This window comes from Prauserella salsuginis (assembly GCF_024648885.1).
Classification (GTDB): domain Bacteria; phylum Actinomycetota; class Actinomycetes; order Mycobacteriales; family Pseudonocardiaceae; genus Prauserella; species Prauserella salsuginis.
Map to the genome: position 1 here is coordinate 29957 of NZ_JANBBF010000002.1, position 21252 is coordinate 51208.

The 21252-nt window shown below is 71.8% G+C and carries 16 protein-coding genes; 3 read left to right on the plus strand and 13 right to left on the minus strand.

What is annotated here, in order from left to right; translation table 11 throughout:
- Position 1: 1 nt before the first annotated feature.
- The 9 genes from LY40_RS00775 to aspS form a co-directional block, all read right to left on the minus strand.
- The gene (locus LY40_RS00775; protein WP_258935614.1) at positions 2-1453 is read right to left on the minus strand and encodes an endolytic transglycosylase MltG; all 1452 of its coding nucleotides are present in this window, start codon (positions 1451-1453) and stop codon (positions 2-4) included.
- Between the two features lie 590 nt (positions 1454-2043).
- Positions 2044-2535, minus strand: coding sequence for a Holliday junction resolvase RuvX (gene ruvX / locus LY40_RS00780; protein ID WP_258935615.1), 492 nt, complete (start codon positions 2533-2535; stop codon positions 2044-2046).
- A complete protein-coding gene (gene alaS / locus LY40_RS00785) occupies positions 2532-5195 on the minus strand; it encodes an alanine--tRNA ligase (protein WP_183786952.1) in 2664 nt (887 codons plus the stop codon). The genes ruvX and alaS overlap by 4 nt, the downstream gene beginning before the upstream one ends.
- Positions 5196-5413: 218 nt before the next feature.
- Positions 5414-5830, minus strand: a complete 417-nt coding sequence (locus LY40_RS26625; protein ID WP_443687879.1) for a hypothetical protein — start codon at positions 5828-5830, stop codon at positions 5414-5416.
- Positions 5827-6231 carry a DUF948 domain-containing protein gene (locus LY40_RS00795; protein WP_183786951.1) on the minus strand — a complete coding sequence of 135 codons (405 nt, stop codon included), beginning with the start codon at positions 6229-6231 and terminating at the stop codon, positions 5827-5829. The genes LY40_RS26625 and LY40_RS00795 overlap by 4 nt, the downstream gene beginning before the upstream one ends.
- A gap of 161 nt (positions 6232-6392) precedes the next feature.
- On the minus strand, positions 6393-7796 hold the full coding sequence (locus LY40_RS00800) for a replication-associated recombination protein A (RefSeq protein WP_183786950.1): 1404 nt from the start codon (positions 7794-7796) through the stop codon (positions 6393-6395).
- A complete protein-coding gene (locus LY40_RS00805; RefSeq protein WP_372497795.1) occupies positions 7769-8605 on the minus strand; it encodes an SGNH/GDSL hydrolase family protein in 837 nt (278 codons plus the stop codon). The genes LY40_RS00800 and LY40_RS00805 overlap by 28 nt, the downstream gene beginning before the upstream one ends.
- A 300-nt stretch (positions 8606-8905) precedes the next feature.
- Complete coding sequence (locus LY40_RS00810) at positions 8906-10192, minus strand: phosphotransferase (protein ID WP_258935616.1); 1287 nt, start codon at positions 10190-10192, stop codon at positions 8906-8908.
- A gap of 185 nt (positions 10193-10377) precedes the next feature.
- The gene (gene aspS, locus LY40_RS00815; RefSeq protein ID WP_183786948.1) at positions 10378-12180 is read right to left on the minus strand and encodes an aspartate--tRNA ligase; all 1803 of its coding nucleotides are present in this window, start codon (positions 12178-12180) and stop codon (positions 10378-10380) included.
- A gap of 727 nt (positions 12181-12907) precedes the next feature.
- Here aspS and LY40_RS00820 point away from each other — a divergent pair.
- Both LY40_RS00820 and LY40_RS26020 read left to right on the plus strand, forming a co-directional pair.
- Positions 12908-14272, plus strand: a complete 1365-nt coding sequence (locus LY40_RS00820; RefSeq protein ID WP_258935617.1) for a YibE/F family protein — start codon at positions 12908-12910, stop codon at positions 14270-14272.
- A 102-nt stretch (positions 14273-14374) separates the two neighbouring features.
- Positions 14375-14917, plus strand: a complete 543-nt coding sequence (locus tag LY40_RS26020; RefSeq protein ID WP_307876508.1) for a hypothetical protein — start codon at positions 14375-14377, stop codon at positions 14915-14917.
- A 64-nt stretch (positions 14918-14981) separates the two neighbouring features.
- On the opposite strand, the gene LY40_RS00830 is transcribed toward LY40_RS26020, so the two are convergent.
- Both LY40_RS00830 and LY40_RS00835 read right to left on the minus strand, forming a co-directional pair.
- Positions 14982-15800 (minus strand): hypothetical protein, encoded by an 819-nt coding sequence (locus tag LY40_RS00830; protein ID WP_258935618.1) that lies wholly within the window; start codon positions 15798-15800, stop codon positions 14982-14984.
- Positions 15797-16594, minus strand: a complete 798-nt coding sequence (locus tag LY40_RS00835; protein WP_183786945.1) for an MBL fold metallo-hydrolase — start codon at positions 16592-16594, stop codon at positions 15797-15799. Before LY40_RS00835 ends, LY40_RS00830 begins: the two co-directional genes overlap by 4 nt.
- Before the next feature lie 113 nt (positions 16595-16707).
- Here LY40_RS00835 and LY40_RS00840 point away from each other — a divergent pair, with 113 nt between their 5' ends.
- Positions 16708-17562 carry a peptidylprolyl isomerase gene (locus LY40_RS00840; protein ID WP_183786944.1) on the plus strand — a complete coding sequence of 285 codons (855 nt, stop codon included), beginning with the start codon at positions 16708-16710 and terminating at the stop codon, positions 17560-17562.
- Between the two features lie 290 nt (positions 17563-17852).
- Here the strand turns inward: LY40_RS00840 and LY40_RS00845 are convergent, their stop codons facing one another.
- Together LY40_RS00845 and LY40_RS00850 are read right to left on the minus strand one after the other, a co-directional pair.
- The gene (locus LY40_RS00845; RefSeq protein ID WP_258935619.1) at positions 17853-18626 is read right to left on the minus strand and encodes an enoyl-CoA hydratase-related protein; all 774 of its coding nucleotides are present in this window, start codon (positions 18624-18626) and stop codon (positions 17853-17855) included.
- 30 nt (positions 18627-18656) lie between these two features.
- Positions 18657-21212: a RelA/SpoT family protein gene (locus LY40_RS00850; RefSeq protein ID WP_308216713.1), complete on the minus strand. Its 2556-nt coding sequence runs from the start codon at positions 21210-21212 to the stop codon at positions 18657-18659.
- Positions 21213-21252 lie beyond the last annotated feature (40 nt).

Genomic DNA, 21252 nt, shown 5'->3' on the forward strand with positions numbered 1-21252 from the left:
GTCAGTACACCCCCTTGCGCTGCGCTTCCCCGACGGCCCGCTTGTGCTCGGGATAGGACTGGCTGAAGCACGAGAGACCGTTCTCCTCGCACAGCACGAAGTACTTCCAGGGACCTTCCTGCGGGGACTCGGCAGCGGAGATGGCTTCCGTACTCGGCGCGCCGAGCGGGGTGGCGGGCAGGCCCCGCCGGGTGTACGTGTTGTGCGGTCCGTCCTTGTCCCGTGCTTCGCGTTTCGTGCGAATGGTCGGGCTCTCCAGCGCGAAGTTGATCGACGAGTCCATCTCGAGGGGCATGCCCTCGCGCAACCGGTTCTCGATCACCCTGGCGATCTTGCCGAAATCCTGTTGCACGCCTTCGACCTGCACGATCGACGCGATGATCAGAACCTCGTACGGCGTGTGCCCGGACCCCTCCGCGGCGTCCGGCAGACCTGCGGCCTCCAGTCGCGTGGCCGACGTCGTCAGGACCTCGGTGAGGAGTTTGCGCGCGTCCCAGCCGGGCCGGATGTCGTAGATGCCGGGCGTGATCAGACCTTCGAGGCGGTGCTCGGGAGCCCGCTGTTGGGCGGGCTCCGCCGCCCACTCGGGCACCCCGAGCTCGGTCAGGTCCGTCGACTGCATCTCGCTGCGCATGTCCTCGACGCTCACGCAGGTGCTCTCGCCGTTCAGGTCCGCGCACGACGCCTCGGACAGTTGACTCAGCACACCCGGCTGCGGGCTGTCGCCACCCCGGTCCGCGAGGCGAGTGCCCGCGCGGATCTCGGCCTGCCCGACCTGGGCTTCAGGGCCGACGAGCGTTTCGACCGCGCTGGCACCGGACGCCTTGGTCTTGACCACGTAGTAGCCGGGCTGGACGGCCAGCACGCGCTGGTCGTCCTCCGCGGCGTCCAGGAACGCGTCGGCACTGGCCACCACGTCGATCTTGTCCAGTTTGGACGCGATGGTCCGCGTCGAGTCGCCCTGTTCGACGTGCAGCAGCACGTCCGTGTCGCCGGAGCCCTCGTAGTCCTCGTAGCCGAATCCCAGCAGCTCCCTGGCCCCGAAGTACGCACCGCCCGCGAGGAGTGCGAGCACGACGAGTGCGGCCAGCCACCGGAACGCGCGCCGACCGCGCCGCCGCTCGGTGGGAGGTGGATCGTCGCCGTCGTCGCCGAGGATGTACGCCGGTTCCGCGCGGTCCCCGTCGCGATCGTCCTCTTCGCCGTCATCGTAGTAATAGTCGTCGTAGTCGTCGTAGTCGCTGTCGTCGAAGTAGTCGTCGTCACTGCGGGTCGGGTCCCGGTCGTCGTGACCGGCCCCGCCGCGGGCGCCCTCGTCGTATCCGCCGACGTCGTCGTAATAGCCGTCGTGAGCGTCATCGCCGTGATGGGGAACGCCGTGGTGGGGAACGTGGGCCGCCTCGTCGGCGAAGCCGAGGTCGAAGATCTGTGTCGGGCGTTCGTCCGCGTGCACGCCGTCGTTCGGGCCAGGGCGCCCGTGACGCCGGCCAGGGGCGGACTCGCCGCCCGGGGCCTGCCGTGGTCGCGGCGCGCGAGGGGCCTCGGGCGATTCGCCGTCGGGCGCACGCCGTTCGGGCCGCGCCGGTGGCTGATCCTCCGCACCGGCAGGTGTTTCCGGCGGAACCGGCGGCATCGCCGGGCGGGACCGGCCGGCGCGCCCACCCGGCGGCCGGGCCTCACCCCGGGGCGCACGCGGCGGTTCGGGCCTGCGCTCGGGTTCCGGCCGTGGCGGCTCCTGCGCCGCACCACGGGGCGCACCCTCGGGCGGTGGCTGCCTACGCGGCTGCTTCGGCGGCGGTCCCGGCGGCGGCCCCGGTTCACCCATCGACTCTCGGCGAGGCGGCTGCCCGGCCGGACGGCGGGCCGCGGGCGGACGCGGTGGGTTCTCGGGGCGCTGCGGGTTCTCGGGACGCTGCGGGTTCTCGGGGCGCGGTGGGTTCTCGGGACGCGGTGGTTCACCGTCGCTCCGGGCTACCGGGCCGCGCCGCCGCGGCGGACGGCGATCACGTGGATCACGCGGCGGGGGTCCGTCGTGCGGGCTCGTCATGCCGGTCCGGCCCCCCTCGCGATCGCCGCGCTGCGCGCGTCGAGCCACGCCTGCAGGATCTCCACGGCAGCGGCCTGGTCGACCACCGCACGCTGTTTCTTGCCCTTCACACCGCGCTGCGACAACATCCGGCTTGCCGTCACGGTCGTCAACCGCTCATCGGCCAGTCGCACCGGAACCGTGATCCGTTCGCCGAGCCGCCCCGCGTACTCCGCCGCGATCTCGGCGGCGGAACCGTGCCGGTCGGCCAACGTCCTGGGGAGTCCCACGATCACCTCGACCACATCGTGTTCGGCGGCGAGCCCGGCGAGCTCGCCGATGTCGGTATTCCCCTCCGAGTCCCGGGCCAGCGTAACGAGCGGGGTCGCCAACATCGGCGCGGGATCACTCAGTGCCACGCCGACCCGGACGGAACCGACATCCACGGCAAGCCGACGTCCCGGCCCGGGATCGTCGACCCCGGGCCGGTCCGGTTCCACCGCACTCACCCGTTCGCGAGGGCGTTCCGCAACGCCGCGATCGCCTGGTCGATGCCGGCCGGGTTGCTGCCGCCACCCTGGGCCATGTCCGGCTTACCACCGCCACGACCGCCGACGGCCTCGGCGAACGACGGGACGAGCTTGCCGGCGGCGAGACCCTTGTCGCGGGCAGCAGCGGTCGTGGCCACGACGAAGCTGACCTTGCCGTCCTCGGACGGTGCGAACAGGGCGACGACGCCAGGACGGGAGCCGAGCCGGTTGCGCACCTCGCCCGCGAGCGCACGCACACCCGCCGCGTCGATGCCACCCTCGACCTTCCGCGCGACGAGCGCCACGCCCGCGACGTCCTCCGCGCCGTCGGCCAGCGAGCCCGCGGAACCGAGCACCTGCTGCGTCTTGAGCTGCTCGATCTCCTTCTCCGCACTGCGCAGCCGCGACAGGACGTCCTCGATGCGTTCGGGCACCTGCTCGGCGGGCACCTTCAGCGTGCCGGCCAGCTGGGACACGAGCAGCTGCTCCTTCCGGACCTGCCGGAGCGCGTCGGTGCCGACGAGGGCTTCCACCCGGTGCACGCCCGAGCCGATCGACGCGTCGGACACGAGCTTGACCAGGCCGAGCTCACCGATCCGGTCGACGTGGGTCCCACCGCACAGTTCCCGCGAATAGTCGCCCATGTCGACCACGCGGACGTCGTTGCCGTACTTCTCGCCGAACAGCGCGATCGCGCCGAGCTCGAGGGCCTTGTCCTTCGTCGTCGTGTAGGCCGACACCTCGACGTTGGTCTGCAGGTAGTCGTTGACCTCTTCCTCGACCTCGGTCAGCACGTCCGACGACACCGCACCCGGCGTGGTGAAGTCGAACCGCATCCGGCCGGGCGAGTTCAGCGAACCGGCCTGCGCTGCGCGGTTCCCGTACGCGCCCCGCACCGCGGCGTGCACGAGATGCGTCGCCGAGTGGGAGCGCGCGACCGACTGCCGCCGCGTCTCGTCGACCGACGCCGTCAGCTCCGTGTCCAGCGCCAGCTCCCCGCCCGTGACCTCGCCGCGGTGGACGAACAGGCCGGGCACGAGCTTCTGCACGTCGGTGATCGTGACCTCGACGCCGTGGCCCACGAGCACGCCGGTGTCGGCGATCTGCCCACCGCTCTCGCCGTAGAAGGGAGTGCGGTCGAGGATGATCTCCGCCTTGCTGCCCTCGCCGACGACCGACACCGGCTGCCCGTCCGACAGCAGTCCGAGGACCTTGGCCGTGGCCTGCAGGTCCGTGTACCCTAGGAACTGCGTCTCGCCGTGCTGTTCGAGCAGCCTCCGGTAGACCGACAGGTCGCCGTGGCCGGTCTTGCGCGAGGCCGCGTCGGCCTTCGCCCGCTGCCGCTGCTCCTCCATGAGCGTGCGGAAGCCGTTCTCGTCGACCGACAGGCCCTGTTCGGCCGCCATCTCGAGGGTCAGGTCGATCGGGAAGCCGTAGGTGTCGTGCAGCTGGAACGCCTTGTCGCCGGCCAGGATCGACCCGCCGGAGCGCTTCGTCTCCTCGGCCGCCAGGTCGAAGATACGCGAGCCACTGGTCAGCGTCGCCAGGAACGATTCCTCCTCCTGGCGCATGACGTCGCTGATGCGGTCGAAGTCGCGGGCGATCTCCGGGTACGACGGCGCCATCGCATCGCGCACCACCTGTGCGAACTCGGGCAGCACCGGCTCGTGGACCCCGAGCAGCCGGACGGCGCGGACGATCCGCCGCAGCAGCCGGCGCAGCACGTAGCCGCGGGCCTCGTTGCCGGGGGTGACACCGTCACCGATGAGCATCGCGCCGGAACGGGCGTGATCGGCGATGACGCGGAATCGCACGTCGTCGGCGTGGTCGGCGCCGTACCGCCTGCCGGAGAACTCCTCGGCCCGCGCGATCACCGGGCGCACCAGGTCGGTCTCGTAGACGTTGTCCACGCCCTGCAGCAGGAACGCGACCCGCTCGATGCCCATGCCGGTGTCGATGTTCTTCTGCGGCAGCTCACCGACCGGCGGATACCCGAGCTTCGGGCTCTGGTCGCCGCGGACGTCCTGCATGAACACGAGGTTCCAGATCTCGAGGTACCGGTCCTCGTCGACCACCGGACCGCCGTCGCGGCCGTACTCGGGGCCGCGGTCGTAGTAGATCTCCGAGCACGGGCCACCGGGGCCGGGTACGCCCATGTCCCAGTAGTTGTCCTTGCCGTCGCGCACCTGGATCCGCTCGGACGGGATACCGGTGATTTCCCGCCACAGGCCCGCGGCCTCGGCGTCGTGCTCGTAGACGGTCACCCAGAGCCGGGCCGGGTCGAACCCGAGCCCGCCGTCGTCCTGGGAGGAGGTCAGCAGTTCCCAGGCCCGCTCGATGGCGCCTTCCTTGAAGTAGTCGCCGAACGAGAAGTTACCCGCCATCTGGAAGAACGTGTTGTGGCGCGTGGTCTTGCCGACCTCGTCGATGTCGCCGGTGCGCACGCACTTCTGCACGCTCGTCGCACGGGGGTACGGCGGCGGCACCTCGCCGAGGAAGTACGGCTTGAACTGGACCATGCCGGCGTTGACGAACAGCAGCGTCGGGTCGTCCAGGATCAGGGACGCACTGGGTACGCGCGTGTGGCCGTGGTTCTCGAAATGGTCGAGGAACCGTTTGCTGATTTCGTGTGTTTCCACTGGAGCTTCCTCGCAGAATGTGGCGGCGGTTCCGGGGCCGGGCGGGTGCACCGGGGTGCTCGCCGGTCCCGGGGTTCCGGCCGTGGCACCGCCGCGAGCGGTACGACGTCCGGAGCCGCGCCGCCGGTGGAGCGGCGGTCTGGTTCGGCAGACCGCCTACGGCGTCGGACCGGGGCGGCGGAAGGCGTGCGCGCAGGCGGGCGGGATGCCCGGTGGCCTCAGCCTTCCGCCCGCGGAGCTCGCGCCCTGCGTTGGGGCCTGCCCTGCTGGCCGGCCTCGCCGGCTGGGCGAGCAGGACGCGGCGGCCGCCGGGCGGCCTGTCCGGACGCGCTCGTCTGCGGGGACGCCGACTCGGGATACGAAACCCGCGCCTGCTGCTCCGGCCTGCCGGACTCCGGCGGCCGGACCCGCGTCACCGGGCGGTCCACGATCCGATTCAGCTCCTGCTCCCGCTCACTCATACCGGCGCGGACGTCGGCCCCGAACGCGCCGATGGCGCCGGCGAGTTCCCGCACGGCGTCACCCACATTCGAGGCTACCCCCACCGGAGTGGCTTGACGAGCGGTTTCGCTGGCCTTGCGGGACAGCGTGACGCCCGCGGCCACGCCGACTCCGAGCCAGAACAGGCGTTTCATCGCTTGCTCTTCCTCCCACGCCGGAGCGTGTGCTTGCCGTCCTCGGCCTTCGCCGCGCGGCGCGCCTTGATCGCCTTGCTCATGCCGTACGACAACGCCGCGGTCTTCACCAGCGGGCCGCCGAGCGTCGCGGTGAACACCGACGACAGCGCGGATGCGTTACCCGACACGGTCTGCACATTGGATGTGATGCCGTCGACCCGTTCCAGCTGGGTGTTGACGTGCGTGATCGTGTCGCTGGCCCCGTGCAACAGCGGGTCGGTGTTCTCGTGCGCCTTGCGGATCGCGATCGTGGCCTCGTCGAGCGTACGGCCGAGCTTGACCAGCGCGATCACCAAGAACAGCACCAGCAGCACGAAGGCGCCCGCGGCGACCAGTGCGGCGATCTGCCCTGCCGACACGTGCCCTCCCTATTCATGGATCGGTGAGACGGTCCCTTGAGTCGATGGGACTGTGAGGCTACCGTGCGCCACCCCGTCCGGACCGGCAGCCCTGCCTGTCGGTGACCCAGCGTGTCGCAGCCGTGTGCTGTGCGGTCTCACGCGGGAAGCGGGCGCGGCCGTCACCGGCCTTCGCCGGGGTTCCCGCGTTCGCCGCGGACGGTGCGTCGCAGCCGGGGCACGCGCTCGGCCAGCGTGCGCTCGGCACCACGCTGGGTGGGTGCGTAGTAGTCGCGGCCGACCAGCTCGTCCGGCGGGTACTGCTGAGCGAGCACGCCCTCGGGCACGTCGTGCGGATAGCGGTAGCCCTGCGCATGACCGAGCGCGGCGGCGCCGGTGTAGTGCCCGTCCCGCAGGTGCGGCGGCACCGTGCCCGCACCGCCGGCCCGCACGTCGGAGAGTGCGCCGTCGATGGCGGCGATGACGGCGTTCGATTTCGGCGCCGTCGCCAGGTGCACGGTCGCCTGTGCCAACGCCAGCCTGCCCTCGGGCATACCGATGAACTGCACCGCGTGGGAGGCGGCGATCGCGGACTGCAGCGCCGTCGGATCGGCCATGCCGATGTCCTCGCTGGCGTGCACGACGAGACGGCGGGCGATGAACCGCGGGTCCTCCCCCGCCTCGATCATGCGCGCCAGGTAATGCACGGCGGCATCCACGTCCGAGCCGCGGATCGACTTGATGAACGCGCTGATCACGTCGTAGTGCTGGTCGCCGTCGCGGTCGTAGCGCACCGCGGCCTTGTCGACGGTGGCCTCGACGGTCGCGAGTTCGATGGCGGCCGGTTCGTCGGCGGACGCGGACACGCTCACCGCGTCGGCCGCGGCTTCGAGGGCCGTCAGGGCGCGCCTTGCGTCGCCGGAGGCCAACCGCACGAGGTGACCGTGAGCGTCGTCGGTGAGTTCGAACCGGCCTGCCAGACCGCGGTCGTCGGTGAGCGCGCGGCCGAGCAGCTCGGCGACGTCGTCGTCGGTGAGCGGCCGCAGCTGGAGCACCAGCGATCGCGACAGCAACGGCGAGACGACCGAGAAGGACGGGTTCTCGGTCGTGGCGGCCACGAGCAGCACCGTGCGGTCCTCGACCGCGCCCAGAAGCGCGTCCTGCTGCGTCTTGGAGAACCGGTGGACCTCGTCGATGAACAGCACCGTGTCCTCGGCGTTGTACTTGCGGCGCCTGCGGGCCTCCTCGATGACGCCGCGGACCTCCTTCACGCCCGCCGACAGGGCCGACAGGGCCACGAACCGCCTGCCCGTCGCCGTGGACACGAGGTTGGCGAGCGTCGTCTTGCCGGTACCCGGCGGGCCGTAGAGCAGCACCGACGCCGGGGCCGCTCCTTCCACGAGCCTGCGCAGTGGAGCACCCTCGCCCAGCAGGTGCTGCTGGCCGACGACCTCGTCCAGCGAGGCGGGCCGCATCCGGACGGCAAGCGGCGCACCGGGTGGTGGCTGCGGCGGCGCCTGGGGCTGGTCCGACACCGGCGGGGGCGCCACGTCCTCGTTCACCGTGAACAGTTCGTCTTGCTGCACCCCTCGACCGTAATCGGCAGCGCCCGCAGCAATGACACGACCGGCACCCGGCCCGTGCCCGCGGCCCGCAGCCCGGTCCGGACGAGGTCGCGAGCCACGATCCCCGCCGCGTACGGCACCAGGTCCCGGCCGCGGCGCCAGAGCCACGGCACGCCCTTGGCCAACAGCCACGCAACGTGGTCGGCCGTCCCTGCGGTGGCGCCCCCTGAGCAGACGAGCGACACCGGTTCGGCAACGGCGACGTCGGCGCGGGACAAGGCCTCGGTGATGCCGCTGGCCAGCAGTCGGTGGCCGCGTTCGGACGGATGGAGCCGATCGACGCTCCAGGACCGCAGGTCGTAGGCCCCGGGCAGCAGGTCGAGGTCCACACACAGCGCTTCCCTGCGCATCACCACGGTGTCGACGGCGCTGTTGAGGGCCGCCACGCGCACCGCGTGCGCCCGGCGCAGCGGGCCCGGCAACCGGAAGACGCGCCCGTGGTCGTGGAAGCGGACCGTGACGACCGTCGTACCGGCGGTCTGCAGGGCCGTGACGGTGGCGTCGAGGTCCTCGGCCAGTGCTGCGGTGTCGAAATCCGAGCGCAGCGTGTCGTTCATGCCGGCGATCACCACGGCGACGTCCGGGGCCTGCTCGAGCACGCGCGGCAGCTGGTCGGTACGTACACATCCGACGCGTGCACCCGTGACCGACACGTTGACGTAGTGCTCGGGCGGCACCCCGAGCGCCGCGGCGAGCAACGGCCCGACGCCACGCCAGGCACCGCCCGGCAGCGGATCGCCGAGACCGACGGCGGTGGAGTCGCCCAGCACGGCCAGCCGCTCCACCCGCCGCGGTGCGCCGCGAAGCGGCTCGGCGCCGGGCGGCACCACCGAGGGAGCGGCGGGCGGGTCGGCAGGGCGGACGGTGGGTCGGCCAGTGGGTCGGTGGGAGCACTCGGGCGGGTCGGCGGGGTGCGGGAGGGGATCCGGCTGTACGCGGCTGTCGAGCGTCACACCGGCACGGTCGCGCGCCCGTGCGCACCCGCGGTGAGACGCGGGTAACGGCGTGGATACGGGTGGGCGAACCCTGACGGCACCCCCTGCGCCCGGGCGGGTGCGCGGGGGTGCGGGTCAGCGGAACGCCGGGTACAGCGGCAGTTCGAGGTCCGGTCCGAAACGCCCGTCGAGCGCACGTGCCACGGAAGCGGCGTGGGCGGCGACGGCGGTGCCGTCGGCCGCGTCACCGGCACGACCGGCGCGGTCGGCCAGGTCGCGCCACCACGTGACCAGCGCGGCCGCCCGTGCCGAGGCGGTTCCCCGCTCCTGGGCACGTACCCGGTCGCCGTTGTCACGGCCGTCGCCGGACGCACCCTCCGCGCCGGTGAGCGCGGGCAGCCACCGGCAGGTCGCCTCCCAGACGAGCAGCTGCGCGGCATCGGCGAGATACCGGTCGAGCGTCTCCTCCTCTGCCAGCGACGGCCACAGGTCGGCCACCTCGGCGCGCCACGAGGTGATCATCGCCTCGCTGACACCGCGCGGCAGGGCCAGCGGCTCGGGGCCGGACACGAACGGCACCAGCATGTGCGCGGCGTCGACCAGGGCACTGCGCACCCGTCCCCGCTCGAAGTCGAGGAACCGCACCCCGTCACTGGTCACGAGGTTGTTGTCCGGCCACAGGTCCACCGGGCTGAACGCGCGGAAGGCGGCCGATCGAGCCTGTTCCGCGGCGCGCTCCGCCGCACTGGCGACCTCGGCGGGCGTGTCGATGCCGAGCTCCTCCGCCAGCAACGAGGGTGCGTCGGTCGCCGCCCACGCCGGGTCGCACGCCGGCGGCGCGGACTGCTCGGACTGGCCGCCACTGTGCCCGGCCTTGCCGAGCCTGCGCAGCAGGGCGTTGAAGTCCGCCTCACGGTTGGCCGTGCTGAAGTGCATCCGGCCAAGCGACCGCGCCCACGACAGCAGCGCGGTCTCGGCCGCACGGGCGTCCGAGCCGCTCAGCTTGTCCTGCAGCGTCGGCGCCCTCCCCAGGTCATCGATCACGAGCAGTCGGTGGTCGGCACTGTGCGCGAGGATCTCCGGACAGGTGCGGTCGTCGGCCGACAGCGCCGTGAACAGCTGATAGCTGGCTGCCTCCCGGGCGAACGCGTCGTCCTCGCCGTCGGCGGGCTCATCGGGATAGTGCTTGATGACGAGCGTGCGGGGCAGCGAGAACGGCGACGACGCCACCCGGGCGCGCACCACCGTGGCCGGACCGCTTCCGGCGAGATCCTCGGCCTCCACCAGCGAGATCGTGCTGCCGAACCGCTGCGCGAGAACCGCCTCCGCAGCCGCCACAGCGGCCACAGCGGTATCACTGGAGGAAGATTCCGCTCCCGCGCCGACGGTCGAATCGTCGGCGGGAGGGGTGTCCACAGTCATTGGCTCCGACCCTACTAGTGCGACGGGAACAGTGACCACAATCCGGTGACCGCAATCGGTGCCACACGGCGACATTCGACCGTGTGGCCGACACGACGTCACGCCGGCGAACGGTCGTGGGTCCGGCCGCGTCCCCCGGCTGCCGGAACGCGGGTCCCGCAGCCGTCCGCGACCCCGGGACTCCGCTACTGGGCGGAACCCTGCTCGTCGCCCTGCGCGGGCTTGGCGGGCTTCGCGGGCTTGGCGTCCACACCCGCCTCCTTCCGCTGCTGGGCCGTGATCGGCGCGGGCGCGCTCGTCAGCGGGTCGAACCCGCCACCGGTCTTGGGGAACGCGATGACGTCACGCAGCGAGTCGGCTCCGGCCAGCAGCATCACGATGCGGTCCCAGCCGAACGCGATACCGCCGTGCGGCGGGGGGCCGTACTGGAACGCGTCGAGCAGGAAGCCGAACTTCTCCTGCGCGTCCTCCTGCGAGATGCCCATAACCTCGAACACGCGCCGCTGCACGTCCGCCCGGTGAATACGGATGGAGCCGCCACCGATCTCATTGCCGTTGCAGACCAGGTCGTAGGCGTAGGCGAGCGCTTGGCCCGGGTCGCTGTCGAACGTGTCGAGCCACTCGGGCTTCGGCGAGGTGAACGCGTGGTGCAGGGCCGTCCACTGCCCCGTGCCGACGGTGACGTCCTCGGTCTCGTCGGCGGCCTCGAACATCGGGGCGTCGACGATCCACACGAACGACCAGGCGTTCTCGTCGATCAGGCCGAGCCGGTCGGCGATCTCCCCGCGCGCAGCACCGAGCAGGGCGCGGGCGCTGTTCGGCGGGCCCGCTGCGAAGAAGATGCAGTCACCGGGGTTCGCGCCGACGGCGTCGGCCAGATCTGCCTTCTCCTCGTCGGAGATGTTCTTGGCCACCGGGCCCGACAGCGTGCCGTCCTCACCGACCAGCACGTACGCCAGCCCCTTGTGGCCGCGCTGCTTGGCCCACTCCTGCCAGGCGTCGAGCGTGCGCCGCGGCTGGTCGGCCCCGCCGGGCATGACGACGGCACCCACGTAGGGCGCCTGGAACACCCGGAACGGGGTGTTCGCGAAGAACTCGGTCAGTTCCGTCAGTTCCAGCCCGAATCGCAGGTCGGGCTTGTCCGAGCCGTACTTGGCCATCGCCTCGGCGTAGCTCATCCGGCGGAACGTCTCGGGCAGCTCGACGTCGATCAGCGTCCACAGCTGCCGGACGATCTTCTCGCCGAGCGCGATCACGTCGTCCTGCTCGACGAAGCTCATCTCGATGTCGAGCTGGGTGAACTCGGGCTGCCGGTCGGCTCGGAAGTCCTCGTCGCGGTAGCACCGCGCGATCTGGTAGTAGCGCTCGAGCCCGCCGACCATCAGCAGCTGCTTGAACAGCTGGGGCGACTGCGGCAGGGCGTACCAGGAGCCGGGCCGCAGCCGGGCGGGCACGAGGAAGTCGCGCGCGCCCTCGGGCGTGGACCGCGTCATCGTGGGCGTCTCGACCTCGACGAAGTCCTCGTCGTGCAGCACGCCGCGCGCCACGCGGTTGACGTCACTGCGCAGGCGCATGTTGCGGGCCTGGCCGTCGCGGCGCAGGTCGAGGTACCGGTGCTTGAGCCGCACCTCCTCGCCGACGTCGAGCCGCTCGTCCACCGGGAACGGCAGCGGCGACGCTTCCGACAGCACCTCGAGTTCGTTGACGTAGACCTCGAGGTCGCCGGTCGGGATCTCCGGGTTCTCGTTGCCCTCCGGGCGCTTCGACACCTCACCGACGACCTTGATGCAGTACTCGGCCCGCAGGTTGTGGGCACGCGAGGCCATCTCGCCCTCGCGGAACACGACCTGGGTGACGCCGCTCGCGTCCCGCAGGTCGACGAAGATCACCCCGCCGTGATCGCGCCGCCTGGCCACCCAGCCGGTCAGGGTGACGGTCTGGCCAACGTGCTCGGCACGCAGCGTGCCGGCGTCGTGAGTGCGAAGCACTGCGCAGGGTCCTCTCGGAACGCGAAGGATACGGGTCGGATCGATCGGCGATGCCGCCGACGGCTCAGGTTAACGAACCGCCCGTACCCAATCGCCACCAGGTTTCCCGCCGACCTCGGGCTGCAGGCACCCGCGAGGCAACCCTGGCACCCGGTGACCGCACCCGAGCGCGAAGATGTCCCCCGTGCCCCGCGACTTCTCGGACGACGACACCGGTCCGGTACTGCCCGAACCGATCCCGCCCCACGGCGGGCCTCCCGGCAGGCCTGGCGGGAGATCGCCTGGCGGGAGATCACTGCCCCGGGACGAGGATGCGGGCGACGGCGAGGCGCCGCGGCTCCCCGCCCGCCGGCGCAGGCCCGGAACCACGGGCGGGGAGCCAGGCCGGTCCGGCACACCCGGTGACGACGACCGCGGCGCGCCCGCCTCGGACACCACGGCTCGCCGGGAGCCCCGTGAACCGGCGCCGCGCGCTGCCCGCGTACGGAGGCCTGCGCCGGATGCGCGCCGCTCCGGCGCCGAGTCCGCCCCCACGCGGCCGCGCGAGGCCGCCCGGCGTCGCGATCCCGCGCGGCAGTCCAGGACGGCCGGGGCCGGTGAGACCTCCCGGCCGGGCAGGACCGAGCGCGCAACGTCGCCCGACGCCGGACACGGACACGGACACGGACACGGACACGGACACGGACACGGACACGGAGATGACCCTGCGGCACCGGCGTCGCGCCCGGTGCGGATCCTGCTGGCGTCACTGCTCGCGCCCTTCGCGCTCGCCGCACTGGCCGCCGTGATGCTGCTGTACCCGTGGGGCGAACCGGACGTCACCGGGCACGCGGTCGGTGAGCCCGTCCAGGGCGAGGTCGTCTCGGCGGAACTCGGGCCGTGCCTGTCGCCGGGGCAGGTGCAGGTCGGCGACCCCGCGGACGGCGGCCGGTGCCAGGCGGTGCAGATCACGCTCACCGACGGACCGGCCGACGGCCTCACGATCACGCAGAATCTGCCCGCCGGCGACGGCAACCCGCGGTTCGCGGCGGGTGACGCCGTGGTGCTGGCCTACAGCGGCGCCGACCCCCAGGCCGGCTCCTCGTACCAGGTGCAGGACTTCCAGCGCGGACTGCCGCTCGCGCTGCTGGCCGGTCTGTTCGCTCTCGCGGTCGTGGTGCTGGGCCGGTGGCGGGGTGTCGCGGCGCTCGGCGCGCTCGCCGTGACGGCCGCGATCATCGGCCTGTTCGTGCTGCCGTCGATCCTGCACGGCGCCGACCCGCTGCTCGTCGCGATCGCGGGTGCCGGACTGATCATGTTCGTCGCGCTGTACACGACGCACGGTCTGTCGGCGCGCACGTCGGCCGCGGTGCTCGGGACGATGGTGAGCCTGACGCTGATCGGCTTGCTCGCTGCGGTGTTCGCGGGCGGCGCGCGGCTGACCGGCCTGGACGAGAACACCTCGACGCTGATCGGTTCCCTCGGGCACAGCATCGATGCCCGAGGGCTGCTGCTGGCAGGGATCGTCATCGGCGCGCTCGGCGTGCTCGACGACGTCACGGTCACCCAGGCCAGCGCGGTGTGGGAGCTGCACCGTGCGAACCCGCGTCAGTCGTGGCGGGAGCTGTACGGCGCCGCGCTGCGGATCGGGCGCGCCCACGTCGGATCCGCCGTCAACACGCTGGTGATGGCCTACGCCGGTGCGGCCCTGCCCACGTTGCTGCTGGCGTCGCTGTCGGACGTCGGGCTCGGGTCGATTCTCACGTCGCAGGAGCTGGCCGCCGAGATCGTGCGCACGCTCGCGGGCAGCATCGGCATCATCGCCGCCGTGCCCGTGACCACCCTGCTCGCGGCGTTGATCGTCGTGCGGGAGACGAACCACGCCCCGCCGGCCGCCGCGGGCCGCCCCGATCCCGGCGGAGACGATCCCGACGGAGACGATGCGGCCGGTGTGCTCCCGGGGGACGCACGCGGGGACGGACGCGGGGACGGACCCGACGAGCCGCACGCTGATCCCGGCGGGCGCGATGGTTCCGGCGGGCGCGATGGTTCCGGCGGGCGCGATGGTTCCGGCGGTCGCGATCGTCACAACAGTCACACGCGTCACTCCTGAATACAGCAGTCACGGAACCGCGGGGTGCCGCGTCCCCGGCACGCGCCGTGGGGTACGAACGGCGACGACCTCCCCACCGTCCGAGTTCCGAGCGGAGACGCCATGCCGGGTCCGCGGCCCCCACACGACGAGTCACCACACCGCAGTTCCCCGAATGCCGGATCGGCGCGGAACGGGACTCCCGAGGCCGAGCCGGGAGGACCGTCCGTATCCGTCGTCGTGCACCGGTCGCTGGCCGTGGTGCGGCAGCTCGTCGGCGCCGCCGGCGCCGCCGTCGTGCCCGGCGAGGTCCTCCGCCGCGTGACCGGCATCGCCAGGGCGGCCACCGCACTGGTGACGGGCGGCGCCGCCGTCCCGGAACTCGCCCGCGCGCTCCGCGAACTCCGGGAGACGGCCTCCCACCTCGAGCGGCTCGCCACGTTCGCGGCGGGTGAACTTCCCGAGGCGGTGTATCAGCTCGAATCGATCCGCCACCAGCTCGACGGATTGCGACAGCAGCTCACGGCCATCGAACTGCACCTCGCCGCGCTGCACCCGGTGACGCTGCGCCCGGCGACGTCCTCCGATGACTCCGCCAGCTCCGGAGACCGCGGCAGCTCCGACGGCTCCACCAGCTCCGGAAATTCCGCCAGCTCCGACGGCTAGGACCGCGGCGACGCGGACGACACCGGCGGCACGGCGCTGCGGCAGTTCACGGCGCCGCGGCGGTTCACCCCAACGAGGCCACGAACCGGCTCACCGCCTCCATCGTGAATCGCTGTGCGAGCTTGCCCTGCGGCGCCAACGAGGCGATGCGATACAGCGGCCGGTCCGCCGCCGCGTCGCCGCGCGCCTCGGACCGCAGCTGCGCCACGAGCAGCTCGGAGAAGACGAGACCGTTGGCCTCGATGTTGTCGGCCAGCGCATCCGCGAGCCGTCGCAGCGCGAGGATGCCGAGCTCCCGGCCACCCGTTCCGGCGTAGATCGCGAGGTCGACCTTCACGGCCTTGTTCGACTCCGACGTCACCAGCAGGCTGACGGTGCGCGATCCGCGCACATCGCTGAGCAGCAGCTCGATCCGCGGCGCGGTGACCAGGTCGACGCGGCGGCTGCCCCAGCTGCGCATGACCACGGTCCGGTCTTCGAGCCAGACCTGCCGCCGGGCGTTGGACATCACCACGAATCCCAACGCGGCGGCGACGATCCCGGCGACGACGAGACCGGGGCCGAGACCGCCGATCAGTCCCGCCACACCGCCGAACGCCGCGGCGAACAGGACCACACCCACCAGGCCGGCGGCGGCCCGCTTGCGCCGGAGCTTGGCGTCCTGGCCGTAGAGGACGATCCGCTCCGGCTCGCGTGCACCGCCGTCCGCGCCGTCGTCGGTCACATTGTCGTCAGCCGCATTGTCGTCGGCTGTGACATCGTCGGCGGCGCCCCTGCCGGCCGTGCCGTCGGCGCGGGTGGCCTCGCCGTCGTCGGTGCCCCGGTCGTGCCGGCCACCGCTCACGTCCGGCAGGTCCGGGTCGGTCGGCTCCGGTTCGCTCATGATCGCCTCTCTCCGGTTTCTCGGGCCGGTGCCGTTCCGCGCGGGGCGGCAGGGGCCGCACCGGTCCGGCCGAGCGCGTCCGCTCCGCCCGCGGCGCCGCCCACCCCGACGGGACCGCCGTCGGATGCGGCCAGCCAGGGATTCGACGCCTTCTCCTGTCCCATGGTCGTACTCCGGCCGTGCCCCGGCAGCAGTACCGCGGCGTCGTCGAGTACCTCCGCCAGCATCGCCAGCGACCGGCGCAGTGCCGCCGGGTCCCCGCCTGGCAGGTCGGTGCGGCCCGCCGAGCCCGGCAGCAGCGTGTCGCCCGTGAGCGCGACCTGTCCGCCCTCCTCGGTGACGAGCCGGAACACGACGGAACCCTCGGTGTGGCCGGGCGTGTGCAGCGCCTCGATCCGCAGCCCGGCCACGTCCAGCACCGTCTCCGTCCCGCAGGCGGACGCGCCGAGTTCCCGCACCGTGTCCGGTTCGGACCACGGCCGGTCGCCGAGCCCGGCCGCGAGCTCGTCGTTCAGGGCGAGCCACGGCCTGCGCAACAGCGGCCTGTCCTCCGGCCGGATCCAGACCGGGACGTCGTAGGTGCGGGCGGCTTCGGCGGCCGTGTGCACGTGGTCCGGATGACCGTGGGTGGCCAGAATCGCGGCGGGTGTCAGTCCGTACTCGGCGACCGCCCGGTCGAGTGGTGCGCTCGCGCCCTCTCCAGGGTCGACGACCACGCACGGGCCGCCAGGACCCGGAGCGAGCAGGTAGCAGTTCGCCTGGAACGTCCCGGCCGGGAATCCTGCGACCAGCACGTTCTCACCTCCGCGTCCGCGACTCCCCCAGCCTAGCGGCCCCTGTACCCGGGTCTTACAGACCGTGCCCATAGACTGCCGCCAGCCAACACGTGGGTGAACGAGGAGGCCAGGTGGGGACCAACCAGCAGCGCCGGGAGGCAGCGAAGCGCAAGCTGGACCGGCAGCTCGCTCGCAGGGCCGAACGCGCGAAGCGACGCAAGATCATCGGCATCGGGGCGGCCGTCGGCGTCGTCGTCCTCGCCGCGGGCCTCATCGTGGTGTTCACCGGCCAGGACGAGGACGAGGGCGCCGCGAACGCGCAGGGCGAGGCGAGTTCGAGCGCGGCCCCGTCGGAGGACGTGTCCATCCCCACCCAGCGCGTCGAGCCGGTCGAGCGCAGCGAACCGTTGCCGAACCCGACGACCTGCGAATACCCCGACAGCGGCCAGGCCGCCAAGCAGGTCGACGCGCCGAACGGGCAGAACGTGTCATCGAAGGGCACGGTCGACATCACGCTGTCGTCCACGGTCGGCGACATCCCGGTCACGCTCGACCGCTCGCTGGCGCCGTGCGCGGTCAACAGCTTCGAAAGCCTCGTCGAGCAGGACTACTACACCGACACCGCGTGTCACCGGCTCGGCACCGAGGGGCTGCAGATGCTGCAGTGCGGTGATCCGACGGGACAGGGCTCGGGCGGTCCCGGGTACACCTTCGCCGACGAGACGCACCAGGGCCTGAAGTACGGCCGCGGCATCCTCGCCATGGCCAACGCCGGGCCCGACACCAACGGCAGCCAGTTCTTCATGGTCTACGGCGAGGCGGAGTTGCCGCCGGACTACACGGTGTTCGGCTCGATCTCCGACGAGGGCCTGAAGGTGCTCGACGAGGTCGCCCGCGCCGGCCACGACGGATCGCTCGACCCCTCCCCCGGCGGCGGCAAGCCGAACACCGAGGTCCGCTTCACCGACGTGAGCATCAACGGCTGATGGCCCTTCCCGGTCCCCGACACCTTGCGCGGCGGGACCGGGACGGGCCACGCCGGACCGAAGAAACCCCCAAGGGCACTTTGGTTGCATTGGGCGCGACGAACCTTCCCCTCGCTCGCCAACGCCACCACGGGCCTCGCCAGGCAGGGTCAATCCGTCGAACCCTCCCGAGCCCGGCCACCGGCTCTCAGTGGCACGTCGGCGCGTGGGGAGGATTCGTTGCATTGAACGCAACCAAGGTGCCCTTGGGGGCATCGGGCCCCTGGGCGCGCCGCAGGCGGACAACGCACTCAACGGTGGGTGAAGTTCGGCGCCCTGCGTTCGAGGAACGCCGCGACGCCCTCCGCGTAGTCCGCGCCGCGAGCGGCCTCCTCACGCAGCGCGTGCACCTCGGCGTCCGGCTCGGTCATGCCCGCGGCGATCTTGCCGATGATGCGGTTCATCCCGCGCACGGACGCCTGCGACCGCGCGCACAGCGTCGCCGCGAACTCACCGGTCTGTGTCTCGAGGTCGTCGAACACGTCGGTGATGAGGCCGATCTCGCGGGCACGGGAGGCGTCGACGAGGTTGCCCGACAGCAGCAGGTAGCGGGCCTGCGCGGGTCCCACGAGTTCGGTGAGCAGCCGCGTGGATTCGAAGTGGTAGACGATGCCCAGCTTGGCCGGAGTGATGCCGAATCGGGCGCCCGGCGCCGCGAACCGCAGATCGCACGCGACGGACAGCTGGCAGCCGCCGCCGATACAGTTGCCCTGGATCATCGCGATGCTCGGCTTGCTCGCCCCGGCCAGCGCGTCGACGGCGGCGTCGACGGCCTTGTCGTAGGTGGCGACGCCCTCCGGGGTCGACCGCAGATCGCGGAACTCCCCGATGTCCGCCCCGGCCGAGAAATGCTCGCCCTCCCCTGCCAGCACGAGCACCTTCACCGCGGGGTCGGATTCGACGGCGGCGACGACGTCCGGGATCGCCGACCACATCTCGTAGGTGATCGCGTTCATCTTGGCCGGCCGGGACAGGGTCAGGCGGGCCACGTCGCCGTCGCGGGTGAGGTCGATTCCGTCCGTCATGGACGGTAAGGCTAGAAGCCCGCGGCCGGCTCAGGCGGCCGACGTGACCCGGTACACGTCGTAGACACCCTCGACGTTGCGCACGACCTTCAGCACGTGCCCGAGATGTTTCGGGTCGCCCATCTCGAACGTGAACTTGCTGACCGCCACGCGATCGTTCGACGTGGTGACCGATGCGGACAGGATGTTGACCTTCTCGTCGGCGAGCACCTTCGTCACGTCGGAAAGCAGGCGGTGCCGGTCGAGCGCCTCGACCTGGATGGCCACGAGGAACACCGACGACTCCGACGGCGCCCATTCGACGTCGACGAGCCGCTCGGGCTGGCTCCGCAGGTCGTCGGCGTTGGTGCAGTCGGTGCGATGCACGCTCACCCCGCCGCCGCGAGTCACGAATCCGAGGATCTCGTCGCCGGGTACCGGGGTGCAGCAGCGGGCGAGCTTGGTCCACACGTCGCTGGCGCCGGGAACGACCACGCCGACATCGCCGGAACCGCGGCGCCGCGTGACCGTCGACGGGGTCGCCCGCTCGGCGAGTTCCTCCTCGGCCTCCTCGACACCGCCGATGAGAGCCGTGAGCCGCTGCACGACGTGCTGAGCACTCGTGTGTTTCTCCCCCACGGCGGCGTACAGCGCGCTGATGTCGTTGTAGCGCAGTTCCTTCGCGACCGCGCTCATCGAGTCGGCCGACACGAGGCGCTGGATCGGCAATCCGACCTTGCGCACCTCCTTGGTGATGGCCTCCTTGCCCGATTCGACGGCCTCGTCGCGCCGCTCCTTCGCGAACCACTGCCGGATCTTCGCGCGGGCCTTCGGCGACCCGGCGAACTGCAGCCAGTCACGGCTCGGCCCCGCACCTTCCGCCTTCGACGTGAAGATCTCGACGACCTCGCCGTTCTCGAGCTTGCGCTCCAGCGCCACGAGCCTGCCGTTGACGCGCGCGCCGATGCAGCGGTGGCCGACCTCGGTGTGGACGGCGTAGGCGAAGTCGACGGGTGTCGATCCGACCGGCAGTGTGACCACGTCGCCCTTCGGCGTGAACACGAAGATCTCGCGGGTGGCGAGGTCGTAGCGCAGCGATTCGAGGAACTCGCCCGGGTCGGCGGCCTCACGCTGCCAGTCGAGCAGCTGACGCATCCAGGCCATCTCGTCGACGTCGACGGTGTTGCCACCGTGCGTCCCGCGCGTCTCCTTGTACCGCCAGTGCGCCGCGATGCCGTACTCGGCGGTGCGGTGCATCTCGTGGGTGCGGATCTGCACCTCGAGCGGCTTTCCGTCCGGTCCGATCACCGTGGTGTGCAGCGACTGGTACACGCCGAACCGCGGCTGGGCGATGTAGTCCTTGAACCTGCCCGGCATGGGCTGCCACAGCGCGTGCACCACACCCATGGCCGCGTAGCAGTCCCGGACGTCGTCGACCATGATCCGCACGCCCACCAGGTCGTGGATGTCGTCGAGCTCGCGGCCGCGGACGATCATCTTCTGGTGGATCGAGTAGTAGTGCTTCGGCCTGCCCTCGACCTTCGCGGCCACCCGGGACGCTTCGAGGTGCGAGTTCAGCTCGCCGATGACCCCGCGCAGATACGTGTCACGGGACGGGGCGCGGTCGGCGACCAGCCGCACGATCTCGTCGTACTTCTTCGGCTGCAGGATCGCGAACGCCAGGTCCTCGAGTTCCCACTTGACCGTCGACATGCCCAGCCGGTGCGCGAGCGGCGCGAGCACCTCGAGGGTCTCCTTCGCCTTCCGGGACTGCTTCTCCGGCGGCAGGAACCGCATCGTGCGCATGTTGTGCAGCCGGTCGGCCAGCTTGATCACCAGCACCCGCGGATCGCGGGCCATCGCGATGACCATCTTGCGGATCGTCTCGGCCTCCGCCGCCGTGCCGAGCTTCACCTTGTCGAGCTTGGTGACCCCGTCGACGAGCTGGGCGACCTTGTCGCCGAAGTCGGTGCCGAGCTGCTCGAGCGAATAGCCGGTGTCCTCGACCGTGTCGTGCAGCAGCGCCGCCACGAGCGTCGTGGTGTCCATGCCGAGCTCGGCGAGGATGGTCGCCACGGCCAGCGGGTGCGTGATGTACGGGTCACCTGACTTGCGGCGCTGGTCGCGGTGCAGGTGTTCGGCCACGTCGTAGGCGCGCTGGAGCAGGCCGAGGTCGGCACTCGGGTGGAGCTCGCGGTGGATCGCCGCCAGCGGTTCGAGAACCTGCTTGACCGGCGCGGCGCGCTGCGCGGTGATCCGCCGCGCGAGCCGCGCCCGGACGCGCCGTGTCGGCGAGGGCGCCCGCGTGGCTCCCGGCTGTGCCGCGCCCCGCGACGCCGCGGCACCGGATCCCGACCGCTCGCTGCCGTTCGTCCCCGACGAGTTCTCGGTACCGCTCCGCTGCGCGTTCGTACCGGACGTGTTGCCGCCGGTAGCCGCCGTGCTGCCCGTCGAGGTCGTGTTGCCTGTCGAGGTTGCGTTCCCGGCCGGTGCCGTGTCCCCGCTGGACGTCGAGTTCCCTGTGGACTCCGGGTTCCCGCCCTGCGCACGCGCGGGGCCGTCGCCGTCGTTCGACCGGGCTGCCACGGAATCGAGCTCTTGGCTCACCCGTACCTCCAGCTCATCGCGCGCGGGTGCCTGTCCCTTC

Coding starts and splice junctions, on each gene's coding strand:
- LY40_RS26020 (WP_307876508.1), top strand. CDS start 14,375: ATGCCGGGTCCGCGGCCCCCACACGACGAGTCACCACACCGCAGTTCC.
- LY40_RS00845 (WP_258935619.1), bottom strand. CDS start 18,626: ATGACGGACGGAATCGACCTCACCCGCGACGGCGACGTGGCCCGCCTG.
- LY40_RS26625 (WP_443687879.1), bottom strand. CDS start 5,830: ATGAAACGCCTGTTCTGGCTCGGAGTCGGCGTGGCCGCGGGCGTCACG.
- LY40_RS00810 (WP_258935616.1), bottom strand. CDS start 10,192: ATGACTGTGGACACCCCTCCCGCCGACGATTCGACCGTCGGCGCGGGA.
- LY40_RS00830 (WP_258935618.1), bottom strand. CDS start 15,800: ATGAGCGAACCGGAGCCGACCGACCCGGACCTGCCGGACGTGAGCGGT.